This window comes from Streptomyces sp. NPDC006552 (assembly GCF_040611655.1).
GTDB lineage: Bacteria > Actinomycetota > Actinomycetes > Streptomycetales > Streptomycetaceae > Streptomyces.
Genome location: NZ_JBEXOS010000020.1, coordinates 41134 through 54955, shown reverse-complemented (window position 1 = coordinate 54955; position 13822 = coordinate 41134). Strand labels below are relative to the sequence as shown.

The following is a 13822-nucleotide window of genomic DNA, read 5'->3' as shown; positions in this document are numbered from 1 at the left end:
CTGTCTCCCCCTGCGATCTTGGCAAGCGCTTTCCAGCCACCTGGCGTCAAGGGGGACGCATGAGGGACAGGGACTCCACCGCACCGGCCCGCACCGCCGGGCCACCGCACGAGCCGCGCCGCGCGCTGTTCTCCGGCCGCTACACCCACCTCTGGGGCTTTCTGCTCGCGGGCTGGCTCGTCAGCTACGCGGACCGCACGGTCACCGGCCCGGTCGTCTCCTGGATGATCGAGAACAAGGCCGGTTTCATCGGCGACGCGTCGAACCCGGCGACGCTCGGCGGCCTCATCGGCTCGATGTTCTTCACCGGGTACATGCTCACGCAGTACGCGGGCGGCCGGCTCGGCGACCGGTACGGGCACCGGGAGATGCTCGTCGTGTCGCTGCTCTGGGCCGGGCTGCTGACGCTCGTCTCCGGCCTGACCGGCGGCCTCGTCGGGTTCGTCGTCGCCCGGGTGCTCACCGGCCTGGGCGAGGGCGTCTTCTACTCCAACGACCGGGTCCTGGTCATCGGCCACACGCCCCCGGCCCGCCGGACCATCGGCCTCGGCGTCGTCCTGTCGGGCCTGTCCATCGGCCTGACCGTCGGCATCGTCGCCACGCCGCACCTGATCGACCTGGGCGGCGCCTGGGGCCTGGGCGACCGGGCGTGGAGCATGCCGCTGTACGTGTTCGGCACCGTCTCCCTGCTGGTCGCGGCGGCCACGTGGTGGTTCTTCCGGGCCCGCGGCGACCGCCCGCTGCGGCTGGGCCCTCCGGCGCTGCGGCTGATCGGCTACTCGGTGCCCGCGGCGGTCGCCATCGTCGCGCTCTTCTTGCTGGCCGACGAGTTCAGCTGGCCGGAGTGGCTGACGGCGGTCGGTTCGGGTGTCCTGTTCCTCGTCATGGTGACGCTCGTGATCCGGGGCATCATCCGTACCGGGCGCTCCGCGCACCTCCTCAACCGCAACGTCTGGCTGATCTGCCTCAGCTTCGTCGCGGTGATGTGGAACCTGTGGTTCTTCTCGTTCTGGTCCGTGCAGATCGTCGCGGAGAGCGCGCACAGCAGCCTCGGCGCCGCCGCGCTGACCGCCGCGTTCAACGCGGGGGCGGGCATCATCGGCTTCCCGGTCGGCGGCTGGATCGCGGACCGGCGGGTGCGCGCGGGCAAGGGCCGCAAACCGCTGGCGGTGGTGTGCGCCGCGGTGCACACGGTGCTCGCGGTGGCGTTCGGCCTGAGCCTGCTGGACGGGCGCCCGTCCCTGCTGTTGCTCGGCCTGATCCTGTTCTGCTCCGGGCTCTTCTTCAACGCGTTGCAGCCCATCGTGCACAGCCTCCTGGGCGACCTCGCCCCCGAGGAGGACCGGGGTTCGCTCTTCGGCCTGTTCAACCTGGTGGCCGAGATCGGCGCGGTGGCCAGCCCGGTCGTCAGCGGTGTGCTGCGCGACGCGACGGGCAGCTGGGCGCCGGGTGTCTTCACGGCCGCCGGTGTGATGGCCGTGTCGGTCGTGCTGTACGGGCTCGTCAAAGAGCGGATACCCGAGGCGGCGTGAGCCCGGGGCGCCCCGACTCCCGTGGCCGGCAAGCCCGGTCAGCAGCCCCGGGCGACCGGTTCGACGGTGACCTTCGCGCGCGCGTCCGCCTCGTCGACCTTCGTGTAGGCGTCGCGGCGGACGCGGTACCAGACGTCGTCCGTGCGCGGCTCGCCGTTCACGTCGTCGAGCCGGACGCACCAGCGTTCGGGGCGCACGACGCGGGTGTACGTCTCCGTGCCGCGGCGCACCTTCGTGCAGTCCTGGTGCTTCTCGGTGGTGTACCAGGTCCGGGTCCGTCCCTTGCTGCGGCCGGTGTGCCTGACCTTGCGGCTCTCGCTCGCGCACGTGCGCACCAGGTGCGGACGGGTGCTGCGGGCGGTCTGCCGCGTCACGTGCCGTACCGCGTCGCGGACTCCGGCGACCGTCCTGGGCCGCCCGTCCGGCCGGCCGGCGTGGGCGCCGCTCCCCTTCGCCGCGCCGGCGTGCCCCGACGGCTCCCGGTCCGCGCCGCCGCCACCGCCCCCGCACGCCGCGAGCGCGGCCACGAGCACCATCGTCAGCCCGGCCAGTGCCGGTCTCCGCGTCCAGGCCATCGTTCCTCTTTGTGTACATGCCGACAGGAACGGGCAGCGTAGCCGATCATGGACGGCCGCCCGGCTCCTGGGCCGCCCGGGCATGAAGGGAGCGAGCGCCGCTCCGGTCCGCGTCAGATCACGACGGCGCCACGTCCAGCGCGCTGATCCCGCACGCGCCCCGCGCCGTACCCGGAGCGCCGCTGACGAGGTCGAGCCGGAGCCGACGACAGCGGACGGCGTCGAAGGTGACGACGGTCGGCTCGCCGGACGCCGCGGCCCGGTGGAGGTCGGCGCCGGGCACGGGAACGTACCGCGTGCCGTCCCACGCCGAGACGGTGACCGATGCCGGCAGTGTGTGCCGGTCGTCGGCGGTGAAGGAGATCTCGACCCGCCCGACCGTCCGCTCCCGCCGCCACTCCACCGAGACCCAGTCGCGCGGCCGGGCCCCCTCGAAGGCGGGCAGCAAGGCCGTGGCGGCCTTGTGGAAGGCGTTGGACCACTGTGTCGCCGGGTCGCCGTCGAGCATCGCGGCGGGCAGCGTGTCCGGGGCGCCCGAGTAACTGGCGTCGGCGCGCGGGAAGACGGCGGGGCCCGGTCCCGGATCGGGCGCGAACGGCGTGCCCGGGGTGACGGGCGCCCCGGCCGGCCCGGTGACCCGTACGGACACCTTCCCGGTGCGCAGGCCGCCGGCGCGGGCGGTGACGGTGAGCGTGCCGGGCCGGGTCCCCGCGCGGACGATCGCGAGCGCCAGGCCGTGGAAGGCGGTGCGGGTAGTGGCCTGGTAGCGCTCGGCGCTCTCCTGGCGTCCGTTGTCGACCCCCGCCAGTTGTCCGCCGTCGACGGCGAACTCGATGAGGTGCTCGGCGTCGGGCACGACGACGCCGCGCGCGTCGACGACCTCGGCCGTCACGAAGGCGAGCGCGCGCCCGTCCGCGGCGACCGACGTGCGGTCGGCGGTCAGCCGCACGCCGTGCGCCGCGCCTGCCGTGCGCAGCACATCCGTGGCCACGGCCTTCCCGCGGCGCCGTGCGACCGCCTTCAGCTCACCGGGTGCGAACGGCACCTTCCAGTTCAGATGCAGTTTGCCGGCGCTGCCGTTCGGGCTGGTGTAGCTGCCCGGGTAGGGGCCGGAGGTCACGGTCTTGTCGTCGCCGGTCGCCTCGGTGGTCTCCAGGTAGGGCCGGCCGTCGACGGTCTTCTTCTCGTCGAAGGAACGCACGCCGAGCGAACGGCCGTTGAGGAACAGCTCGACGTCGGCGACGTTCGCGTACGCCCACACCTCCACCTCCGCCCCGCGCTCGTGCGTCGTCCAGTCCATCGGCAGCAGATGCACCATCGGCTCGTCCGACCACTGGCTGCGGAAGAGGTGGAACATGTCCTTGGGGAAGCCGGCGGTGTCGACCGCGCCGAAGAACGACGCCTTCACCGGGAACACGTCGTACGGGGTGGGCTCGCCGATGTAGTCGATGCCGGACCACAGGAACTCGCCCGCGAAGTACCGCCGGTCGCGGTCCTTCTTCAGGCCGTACTCGCCGCTCATGGTCCAGGAGGCGAGGTTGTTGTCGTAGCTGGAGGTCGCGCGGCGGCCGGGGGTGTGGTTCTCCCCCGTGTTGAGGTGCTCCGGCTCCTGGTACGTGCCCCGGCTCGACGTCTGCGAGGACGATTCGGACTCGAAGAGGAACAGGTGCGGGTAGCGGGCGTGCAGCGCGTCGACGGAGGCGGCCGTGTTGTAGTTCAGGCCGAGGCCGTCGAGCCCGGCGAGGATCAGGTCGGCGGGCGAGCCCGCGGCGGGCAGCGAACGGTACTTGTCGGAGCCGATGACGACCGGCCGCGTCGGGTCGAGCGTCTTGACCGCGTCGATGAGGCGCCGGGCGATGGCGATGCCCTCGGTGCGGGTCGAGTCGGGGATCTCGTTGCCGATCGACCACATCAGCACGGCCGGTGAGTTGCGGGCCGCCCGCACCATCTCGGCGATGTCGGCGTCGCTGTGCGCGTCGAAGAAGCGGCCGTAGTCGTAGGTGTTCTTGCCGGTCCGCCAGCAGTCGAAAGCCTCCACGAGCATGATCACGCCGAGTTCCTCGCACGCCTCGACCACCTCGGGCGCGGGCGGATTGTGCGAGGTGCGCAGAGCGTTGACGCCCATGTCCTTCATGATCCGCAGCTGGCGCCGGACGGCGTCGGGGTGGACGGCCGCGCCGAGCGCTCCGAGGTCGTGGTGGAGGTCGACGCCCTTGATCTTCAGGTGGGTGCCGTTGAGGGAGAGGCCGTTCTCGGGGTCGAAGACGGCGTGCCGGATACCGAAGCGGGTGCGGTAGGTGTCGACGGTGCGCCCGTCCACGCGCAGGTCGGTGACGAGCGTGTACCGGTGCTCCGGGGTCTCTATGGACCACAACTGCGGACTTCGCAGGGTGAGTTGATGGTGCGCCGTGGCCGGGCCCCCCGCCACGCCCTTGAGCAGGGACTCGGCCCGCGCAACGCGCCGCCCCTTGGGGTCGCGGACCGTGGAGACGACGGTGACGTCCCGCGCGGTACCCGGCTCGCCCACGACCGCGGTGCGCACGTCGACCGTCGCGTACCCGTTGTCCAGGGTCGCGGCCAGATCGGGCGTCGTCACGAAGGTGCCCCAGCGCGCGACATGCACCGGCTCGGTGACCACGAGGCGGGCCCGGCGGTAGATTCCGCTGCCGGAGTACCAGCGGCTGCTGGGCAGTTGGTTGCGGACCTCGACCGCGAGGACGTCGGCGGTCCGGCCGTCGGTGTGCACGAGGCCGGTGATGTCGTAGGCGAACCCGGTGTAGCCGTAGGGGTGGTTGCCGACGAGCGTGCCGTTCACGTAGACGTTCGCGTCCATGTAGACGCCGTCGAACTCGACCGAGATCCGCTTGCCCGCGTAGTGGCGCGGCACCGTGAACGTCTTCCGGTACCAGCCGAGACCGCCCGGCAGGAAGCCGGTACCGCTGGTGGTGTGGTGCTCGGTGGTCGGGGTCTGCTCGATGCTCCAGTCGTGCGGGACCGCGACCGTGCGCCAGTGCGTGTCGTCGAATCCGGGCTGCTCGGCATCGGCGTAGGCGCCGGCCGGGTCGGCGCCGGCGCCGAGGTCGACGAGCGCGAAGCGCCAGCCGTCGGTGAGTTCGACGGTACGGCGTCCGACCGTGCCGGTGCGCTCGGCGGCGTGGCCCGGAGGTACGGCGAGTGCCCCGGCGACGGGGGCGGCCGCGCCCGCGGCCAGCACGGTTCTGCGGGTGACAGGCATGACGGGTCCCCTCGAAGCGAACAGGTCCGTACGCACAGGTCTTGGCGGACGGGTCGTGACGAACGAGTCCGATCGAACAATGCGATCGAACAACTGCGATCGAACAGCTCCGACCAAACAGGTTCGATCAAACAGGTTCGATCAGAAAGCAACTGGCGTGCGAGAACGGATCCTTCGACTTCGGCCAGGCCTTAGTCAAGGCCCTTGGCAAATCCCGCCCAAACTGCCGATATGCCGAACACGGACGGTGTGCGCACGGCTCGCGGAGGGGCCGGGTGGGCCGGAATGTCCGGCTTGCGGATAGCGTTGACCGGATCGACGAAGATCGACGGTTTCGTGAGCGTCCGCGAGCCCAGAACGTTCGCGGCGGAAGGCGGCGCGCAGTGCACGGCGAGTACAAGATCCCCGGCGGCAAGCTCGTCGTCGTCGATGTCGACGTGGCGGGCGGCGTGCTCCGCGGCGTCCGGGTCGCGGGTGACTTCTTCCTGGAGCCGGACGACGCCCTGCCGGCGATCAACGGCGCGCTCGAAGGCGCCCCCGCCGACGCGGACCAGGCGACGCTGGCCGCCCGCGTCGAGGCGGCGCTGCCGCCCGGCACCACCATGCTCGGCCTGACCACCGACGGGGTCGCCACGGCCGTGCGCCGCGCGCTCGCCCAGGCCACCGACTGGCGCGACTACGACTGGCAGCTCGTCCACGACGCGCCGCAGTCCCCCGTGCTGCACATGGCGCTCGACGAGGTCATGACGGAAGAGGTCGCCCTCGGGCACCGGCCGCCGACGCTACGGGTCTGGGAGTGGGACCGGCCCGCCGTGATCATCGGCAGCTTCCAGTCGCTGCGCAACGAAGTGGACGCCGGCGGCGTGGACCGCCACGGGGTCACGGTGGTGCGCCGCATCTCCGGCGGCGGCGCGATGTTCGCGGAACCGAAGTCGACGATCACGTACTCCCTCGCCGTCCCCGAGTCGCTGGTCTCGGGCCTCTCCTTCCAGGACTCGTACGCCTACCTCGACGACTGGGTGCTCGGCGCCCTGGCCGACATGGGCATCAAGGCCTGGTACCAGCCGCTCAACGACATCGCCACGGACGTCGGCAAGGTCGCGGGCGCCGCGCAGAAGCGGATCGTGGCGGGCGAGGGCGCGGTGCTCCACCACGTGACGATGTCGTACGACATCGACGCCGACAAGATGGTCGAGGTGCTGCGCATCGGACGGGAGAAGCTCTCCGACAAGGGCACCAAGAGCGCCAAGAAGCGCGTCGACCCGCTGCGGCGACAGACCGGCCTCCCCCGTGAGGAGGTCATCTCCCGCATGATCGACTCCTTCCGGAGCCGCTACGGGCTCACCGACGGCGCGGTGACCGAGGCGGAGCTGGCCCGGGCCCAGGAGCTGGTCCGCACGAAGTTCGGCACGCGGGAGTGGACGGAGCGGGTGCCGTAGGGGGCGGGCGGCCCTTACCGCGGGCCGCCCGGGCGCGGTCAGTGGAGCGCGATGTCCCCGGTGCGCGTGGGGACCGCGTCGAGCGCGGCGAGCGTCGCCGCGTCGAGGGTGAGCGCGCCCGCCTCCACGTTGGTCCGCAGGTGCTCCGGATCGGCGGTGCCCGGGATGAGGAGCACGTGCGGGGCGTGGTGCAGCAGCCAGGCGAGCCCCACCTGCGCGGGCGTGCTGCCGAGGGCGTGCGCCGCCGCGGTGACGGCGGGTTCGTCGGTCACCTTCGGCATGCCGGCGAAGGCGCTGCCGAGCGGGAAGTACGGCACCCAGGCGATGCCCTCGGCGCGGCAGAGCTCCACCATGTCCTCGTCGCCGCGCGCCACCAGGCTGTAGGCGTTCTGGACGCAGGCGACGCCCACGGGGAGCGCCTGGCGCAACTGGTCCGCGGTGACGTTGCTGACGCCGATCTCGCCGATCTTGCCCTCGTCGCGCAGGGCGGTCAGGACGGCGAGCTGGTCGTCCATGGCGACGAGCTGGTCCCCCTCGGCGCGCAGGCCGGGGCCGGTGTCGGCGCGGCGCAGATTGACCACGGGGACCTGGTCGAGCCCGAGGCTCTTGAGGTTCGCCTCGACGCCGGCCCGCAGCTGCTCGGGGCGCTGGGCGAGGCGGAGCGGGAGGGGCCCGCCGGAATCGGGTTCGGCGCCGACCTTGCTGACGACGAGGACGTCGTCCTCGGGGCGCAGCGCCTCCGCGATGACCTCGTTGACAAAGCCGTGCCCGTAGAACTGGGCGGTGTCGATGTGGTCGACGCCCAGTTCGACCGCGCGCCGGACCAGGGCGACGGCGGCGGCGCGGTCGTCGCGCAGCCGCTCCAGCTGCATGGCGCCGAAGCCGACGCGGGAGACGGTGCGCCCGGCCAGCGTGGCGGCTCCGCCCGCCCGGGCCGCTCCGGCCGCGGTGAACTGTTCGGATCGATCGGTGGAAGCCATGACGAACCCGCCCTCGTGAGACGATGGGGTAAACGGAGGAACCTCCGTTACGACGACCGTACCACTAAACGGAGGGCCTCCGCTTTGACCGCGTCCGACTCCGCGCCCCCCGGCCGCCCCGCCGCGACTCCGGCCGCCCGCCCGGCGCGCGCCGACGCCCGGCGCAACCGCGAGAAGCTCCTGGCCGCCGCGCGCACGGTGTTCTCCTCGACGCACGAGAGCGCCTCCCTCGAAGCCGTCGCGCGCGAGGCGGGCGTCGGGATCGGCACGCTCTACCGCCACTTCCCCACCCGCGAGGCCCTCGTCGAGGCTCTGTACGCGGCCGAACTGGACGCCGTCGTCGACAGCGCGCCCGCGCTCCTCGCCGCCCTCCCGCCCGAAGCGGCGCTGCGCGCCTGGCTGGAGCGGTACGCCGCGTTCCTCGCGGCCAAGCGCGGCATGTCCGAAACCCTGCGCGCGGGCTGGGCCTCCGGCAGCATCGCGACCCCGGTCACGCGGGAGCGGATCACGGCGACCCTCGCGACGTTCCTCGATGCGGGGCAGCAAACGGGCACGCTCCGCGCGGACCTGGAGCCGGAGGAGGTCACGATGATGCTGCTGGGTACGTTCCTCTCCACACAGGCGGTCAACCGCCCGGAGAAGACGGCCCGTCTCCTGGGCCTGGTCGTGGACGCGCTGCGCCCGGTCTGACGGCCGGCCCGACGCGGCCGGGCGGGGTTGCGCTCCGCCCGTTCTCCGCCAATTCCCCGCGCCTGCCGCCTCGGCGGCAACCTTCGGGCCGGCGGCGGCGACGACATGGCGAGTCGTTCATCGGAAACTCCCGGCCGCTCCGAAGGAGACGTTCCATGACCGTTCCCCGCCCCGCCAGAACGGTGGCCGCCCTGACCGGCGCCCTGGGCATCGCCGCCGCGGCCCTCCTGGCCCTGCCCGGCACGGCCGCCGCGCACGGCGTGGCCCTCACCCCCGGGTCGCGCACCTACCTCTGCTACAAGGACCTCCTCGCGCACTCTTCGACCCAGATGCCCGCGAACCCCGCCTGCCAGGCGGCCGTTCGGCAGACAGGCACCACGCCGCTGTACAACTGGTTCGCGGTCCTCGACTCGAACGCGGGCGGCCGCGGCGCGGGTTACGTAGCGGACGGCACACTGTGCAGCGCGGGCGACCGCAGCCCGTACGCCTTCTCGCCCTACAACGCCGCGCGCACCGACTGGCCGGTCACCCACCTCACCTCCGGCGCCACCATCGAGGTCAAGTACAGCAACTGGGCACACCACCCGGGCACGTTCCAGGTGTACGTCACCAAGGAGGGCTTCGATCCGGCGCAGCCGCTCCACTGGTCGGACCTGGAGAAGGTGCAGAGCGTCCAGAACCCGCCCCACGACGGCGGCCCGGGCACCGAGGCGGGCCACTACTACTGGGATCTGCGGCTGCCGCAGCGCACCGGCCGTCACGTCATGTTCGTCCAGTGGATCCGCTCCGACAGCCAGGAGAACTTCTTCTCCTGCTCGGACCTGGCCTTCGACGGCGGCAACGGCGAGGTGACGGGCCTGCCCCCCCAGGCCCGGACGAGCGCGCAGGCGGCCGCGGCCGGCGCGGGCACGACGAACGAAGGGGCGGACGCTGCGCCCGCCGACCACGCAGGCCAGGCAGGCCCCGGTGCGGGCACCGCGGTGGCGGCCGCCGATGTCGACGCCGACGCCGGGAAGGAGCCCGCCTCCGCTCTCGACAACGCCGGCATGCTCGCGTCGACCGGGGCCGTCGCGCTGATCGGCGGGGCGGTCCTGCACGTGGGAATGCGCAGGCCGCGCGCGGACCGCGGCTGACGCCTCCGGCCGCTCCGGCACATACGCAGAATCCCCAGGTCGGCGATGCGACCTGGGGATCCAGTGGTGTCCGAGGGGGGACTTGAACCCCCACGCCCGATAAAGGGCACTAGCACCTCAAGCTAGCGCGTCTGCCATTCCGCCACCCGGACAAGGTGTCTGCCGTTCGCGAGGTGTTCCCCGCGGCGACATGGACAACAATACCAAGGTTTCGCGGTGGCTTTCACCTGTGTATCCGCGGGCCTGACCTGCGGGTTTACACACTCACCGTGTGTGACAGACCGGCCACGGCGCGGCGGCCCGGGGCGGGGGCCGAGGTCAGGGCATCAGGTGGTACCCGGGGAAGTTCCCGGGCAGCCGCTCTCCCGCCGGGCCCTCGGTGACCGCTCTGATCAGCAGCTCGCCGCCGACGAAGGCGCCGCGCCAGGAGGCGCCGAACCCGCCGAAGAGCTCCTCGCGGTCGCCGCGCGAGCGCGGCGTGGCGTGGCCGACCTTGAAGGCCCGGATCTGCGGGGCCAGCCGTTCGTACGTCCTTTCGTCGTCGGTGGAGAGGGTGGCGACCAGGGCACCGTTCGAGGCGTTCATGGCGGCGAGCAGCTCCGCCTCGGTGTCGACCAGGACGATCGTGTCGACCGGGCCGAAGGGTTCGGCGTGGTGCAGCGGCGACGAGGGGGGCGGGTTGAGGAGCGTGACCGGGTGGACGTACGCGCTGGTGTCCTGGCCCGGCAGGAAGCGGCCGGGGTCGGGGACGGACCGGTGCAGGGGGACGGCGCCGCGGTCGATCGCCTCGGCTACCTGGTCGGTGAGGTCCTTGGCCTTCGCCGCGTTGATCAGCGGCCCGAAGTCCAGCTCCGGGCAGGGGTCCGCCGGGTCCGCCACGGCCAGCGGGTGGCCGACGCGCAGGGTGCGTACGGCCAGCAGGTACGCGGCGAGGAAGGCGTCGAAGGCGTCGCGCTGCACGACGAAGCGGGGGTAGGCGGTGCACCGCTGCTTGCCGTAGTCGAAGAGTCTGGGGATCGCGGCGGTCAGCCGCGGCCAGTCGGTGTAGTCCCAGATGCCCCAGGTGTTGAGTCCTTCCTGTTCGAGGATGTGCCGCTTGCCGAGGTCGGCGACGTGCGTGGCGACACGGGCGCCGGTGTCGCGCCCGCCGACGAAGGAGACGCAGCCGATCTCCGGCGCCCGCACCAGCGCCTCGGAGAGCTGTCCGCCACTGCCGCTGACGAGCGTGACGGGAATGCCTTCGCGGGCGGCCAGCGCGCAGGCCAGGGTGAGGCAGGAGACGCCGCCGTCGGTCGGGGCCTTGGCGATGACCGCGTTCCCTGCCAGTGTCTGCACCAGCACTGCGTGAACGAGCACGCTCATCGGGTAGTTCCAGCTGGCGATGTTCGACACCGGGCCGGGCAGCGCGGTGCGTTCGCCGAGGAGGGCGTCGATGCCGTCGACGTACCAGCGCACGCCGTCGACGGCCCGGTCCACGTCGGCCTGCGCGAGCCGCCACGGCTTGCCGATCTCCCAGACGAGCAGGAGGGCGAGGAGTTCGCGGTGCTGGGTGAGGGCGTCCAGGGTGGTGGCGACGCGGGCGCGCCGTTCGGCCAGGGGGACGTGCCGCCAGGCGCGGTGCTGGTCGAGCGAGGCGCGTACGGCCTGGTGGGCGGTGGCGGCGTCGAGGCGCGGCGGGCCCGCGATCGGGCTGCCGTCGACGGGGGTGGTGGCGGGCAGGGCGCGGCCGTCGGCGTGCCAGCCGCCGTTCCACAGGTTGAGGACGCGGTCCTCGCGGAAGGCCTCGGGGGCGACGGCACGGCAGCGCTGCCAGGCGTCGTCCCAGGAGGTGCCGGCCTTGAGGGTGAGGGCGGTTGCCATTGTGATCTCCGCTCACGGTGCACGGTCGGGGCGGGTGCTTGTCATGGCGTGGGGACATGCGGACGTGGGGCGGGCGGGTGCGGGACGGGAGGCGCCCGGAGAGCGCCTCCCGTACGCCACGTGCCGTCGGGTCTGCGGCGGCCGGTGGTGAGCCACGCGTCACCTGCCGTGCGCGAGCCGTTCCAGGACGAGGCGGGCCGTTTCGGCCGGGGTGGATCCGACGCGTACGCCGGCCGCCTCCAGGGCCTGCTTCTTGGCCCGCGCGGTGCCGGAGGAGCCGGAGACGATGGCGCCCGCGTGCCCCATGGTCCTGCCCTCGGGGGCGGTGAACCCGGCGATGTAGGCGACGACCGGCTTGGTGACGTGGTCGCGGATGTGGGCGGCGGCGCGCTCCTCGGCGTCGCCGCCGATCTCGCCGATGAGGACGACGAGGTCGGTGTCCGGGTCGGCCTCGAAGGCGGCGAGGCAGTCGATGTGGGTGGTGCCGATGACGGGGTCGCCGCCGATGCCGACGCAGGTGGAGAAGCCGGTGTCCCGTAGCTCGTACATGAGTTGGTACGTGAGGGTGCCGGACTTGGAGACGAGTCCGATGCGGCCGGGTTTGGTGATGTCGGCGGGGATGATGCCCGCGTTGGCCTGGCCGGGGGTGATGAGTCCGGGGCAGTTGGGGCCGATGACGCGGGTGCCCTGGTGGCGGGCGTACGCGTGGAAGGCGACGGCGTCGTGGACGGGGATGCCCTCCGTGATGACGACGGCGAGCGGGACGCGTGCGTCGGCGGCCTCGACGACGGCGGCCTTGGCGAAGGCGGGCGGCACGAAGATGACGGTGGTGTCGGCCCCGGTGGCGTCCATGGCTTCGCGGACGGCGCCGAAGACGGGGACCGCGCGGTCGTCGAAGTCGACGGTGCGGCCGGCCTTGCGGGGGTTGACGCCGCCCACCACGTCCGTGCCCGCGGCGATCATGCGGCGGGTGTGCTTCATGCCCTCGGCGCCGGTCATGCCCTGGACGAGGACCTTGCTCTCTTCGGTCAGGTAGATGGCCATGTCCCGGCTCCTCCAAGGGGGGTGGTGGCGAGGGCGAGGCCGGCGGCCTGCTGGGCGGCGCCGTCCATGGTGGCGGCCTGCTGGATCAGCGGGTGGGCGCGGGCGTCGAGGAGGGCGCGGCCGCGGGCGGCGTTGTTGCCGTCGAGGCGGACGACGAGCGGTCTGGTCAGCCGGACGCTGTCCAGGGCCCGCACGATGCCGTCGGCGACGGCGTCGCAGGCGGTGATGCCGCCGAAGACGTTGACGAGGACGGCTTTCACGGCCGGGTCGGAGAGGATGACGCCGAGCCCGTCGGCCATGGTCCGGGCGGAGGCGCCGCCGCCGATGTCGAGGAAGTTGGCGGGGCGGGCGCCGCAGCCGGCGACGGCGTCGAGGGTGGACATGACGAGCCCCGCGCCGTTGCCGATGACGCCGACCTCGCCGTCCAGCTTCACGTAGGTGAGGCCCTTGGCCGCCGCGTCGGCCTCCAGGGGGTCGTCGTACGTGCCCTCTTGCGCGCCCCAACGCGCGCGTCGGAAGCGGGCGTTGTCGTCGAGCGTGACCTTGCCGTCGAGCGCGACGAGCTGTCCCCGGGCCGTGCGGACGAGCGGGTTCACCTCGACGAGGAGGGCGTCCTCGCGGGTGAGGACGGACCACAGCCGCACGAGGACGTCGACGGCCTCCGGGGGCAGCCCCGCCGCGTCGGCGATCCGGGCGGCCTTGGCCGCGGTGACCCCTTCGGCCGGGTCCACGGGGATCCGGGCGACCGCTTCCGGGCGGGCGGCGGCGACCTCCTCGATCTCCGTGCCGCCCTCGGCGGAGGCGACGGCGAGGAAGGTGCCGGCCGCGCGATCGAGGACGTAGGAGACGTAGAACTCGGCCTCGATGTCCACGGGTTCGGCCAGCATCACGGTGCGGACCGGGTGGCCCTTGATGTCCATGCCGAGGATGCGGCGGGCCGTCTCCTCGGCGGCGGCCGGGTCGGCGGCGAGCTCGACCCCGCCCGCCTTGCCGCGCCCCCCGGTCCTGACCTGCGCCTTGACGACGGCGCGGCCGCCGAGCCGGCGGGCGATCACCCGCGCCTGCGCGGCGGAGTCGGTGATCTCGGCTCGTGGCACCACGATGCCGTGTTCCGCGAAGAGTTCCCTTGCCTGGTGTTCGTACAGGTCCATTCCGGCTCCTGACTGAAAGTGCCGCACGCCCCCTGGACACCACCCATCGGATGCGGGATAACAAGATTCATACAGTATTCGTCGACTGTATGCAATGTACGAGTGCTGGACGAGAGCCAGGTGCGAAGCCGTGCCCGTCACGCCACCGACCTGCGCTTTCCCAGCCCAGCCACTCCCCCAGGA

At 72.6% G+C, this 13822-nt stretch carries 10 protein-coding genes and 1 tRNA gene; 4 read left to right on the top strand and 7 right to left on the bottom strand.

Annotated elements, in window-relative coordinates; translation table 11 throughout:
• Positions 1-59: 59 nt before the first annotated feature.
• Positions 60-1532 (top strand): MFS transporter, encoded by a 1473-nt coding sequence (locus ABZY33_RS14815; protein WP_356491946.1) that lies wholly within the window; start codon positions 60-62, stop codon positions 1530-1532.
• A gap of 38 nt (positions 1533-1570) precedes the next feature.
• Here the strand turns inward: ABZY33_RS14815 and ABZY33_RS14810 are convergent, their stop codons facing one another.
• Together ABZY33_RS14810 and ABZY33_RS14805 are read right to left on the bottom strand one after the other, a co-directional pair.
• Positions 1571-2107 carry a hypothetical protein gene (locus ABZY33_RS14810; RefSeq protein WP_356491945.1) on the bottom strand — a complete coding sequence of 179 codons (537 nt, stop codon included), beginning with the start codon at positions 2105-2107 and terminating at the stop codon, positions 1571-1573.
• Between the two features lie 118 nt (positions 2108-2225).
• Positions 2226-5342, bottom strand: a complete 3117-nt coding sequence (locus ABZY33_RS14805) for a sugar-binding domain-containing protein (RefSeq protein ID WP_356491944.1) — start codon at positions 5340-5342, stop codon at positions 2226-2228.
• A 383-nt stretch (positions 5343-5725) separates the two neighbouring features.
• Between ABZY33_RS14805 and ABZY33_RS14800 the strand changes: the two genes are divergently transcribed.
• Positions 5726-6781, top strand: a complete 1056-nt coding sequence (locus ABZY33_RS14800) for a biotin/lipoate A/B protein ligase family protein (protein ID WP_356491943.1) — start codon at positions 5726-5728, stop codon at positions 6779-6781.
• A 38-nt stretch (positions 6782-6819) separates the two neighbouring features.
• Here ABZY33_RS14800 and ABZY33_RS14795 read toward each other — a convergent pair whose 3' ends face one another.
• A complete protein-coding gene (locus ABZY33_RS14795; protein ID WP_356491942.1) occupies positions 6820-7761 on the bottom strand; it encodes an aldo/keto reductase in 942 nt (313 codons plus the stop codon).
• Positions 7762-7845: 84 nt separating this feature from the next.
• Here ABZY33_RS14795 and ABZY33_RS14790 point away from each other — a divergent pair, with 84 nt between their 5' ends.
• Positions 7846-8451 (top strand): helix-turn-helix domain-containing protein, encoded by a 606-nt coding sequence (locus ABZY33_RS14790; RefSeq protein ID WP_356491941.1) that lies wholly within the window; start codon positions 7846-7848, stop codon positions 8449-8451.
• A 155-nt stretch (positions 8452-8606) separates the two neighbouring features.
• Positions 8607-9584: a lytic polysaccharide monooxygenase gene (locus ABZY33_RS14785; RefSeq protein WP_356491940.1), complete on the top strand. Its 978-nt coding sequence runs from the start codon at positions 8607-8609 to the stop codon at positions 9582-9584.
• A 64-nt stretch (positions 9585-9648) separates the two neighbouring features.
• On the opposite strand, the gene ABZY33_RS14780 is transcribed toward ABZY33_RS14785, so the two are convergent.
• From ABZY33_RS14780 to sucC, 4 genes are all read right to left on the bottom strand, one after another.
• Positions 9649-9736, bottom strand: a tRNA-Leu gene (locus ABZY33_RS14780).
• Between the two features lie 166 nt (positions 9737-9902).
• Positions 9903-11444 (bottom strand): aldehyde dehydrogenase family protein, encoded by a 1542-nt coding sequence (locus tag ABZY33_RS14775; protein WP_356491939.1) that lies wholly within the window; start codon positions 11442-11444, stop codon positions 9903-9905.
• 159 nt (positions 11445-11603) lie between these two features.
• Positions 11604-12488 (bottom strand): succinate--CoA ligase subunit alpha, encoded by an 885-nt coding sequence (sucD, locus tag ABZY33_RS14770; protein WP_356491938.1) that lies wholly within the window; start codon positions 12486-12488, stop codon positions 11604-11606.
• Positions 12473-13639 carry an ADP-forming succinate--CoA ligase subunit beta gene (gene sucC, locus ABZY33_RS14765; protein WP_356491937.1) on the bottom strand — a complete coding sequence of 389 codons (1167 nt, stop codon included), beginning with the start codon at positions 13637-13639 and terminating at the stop codon, positions 12473-12475. Before sucC ends, sucD begins: the two co-directional genes overlap by 16 nt.
• Positions 13640-13822 lie beyond the last annotated feature (183 nt).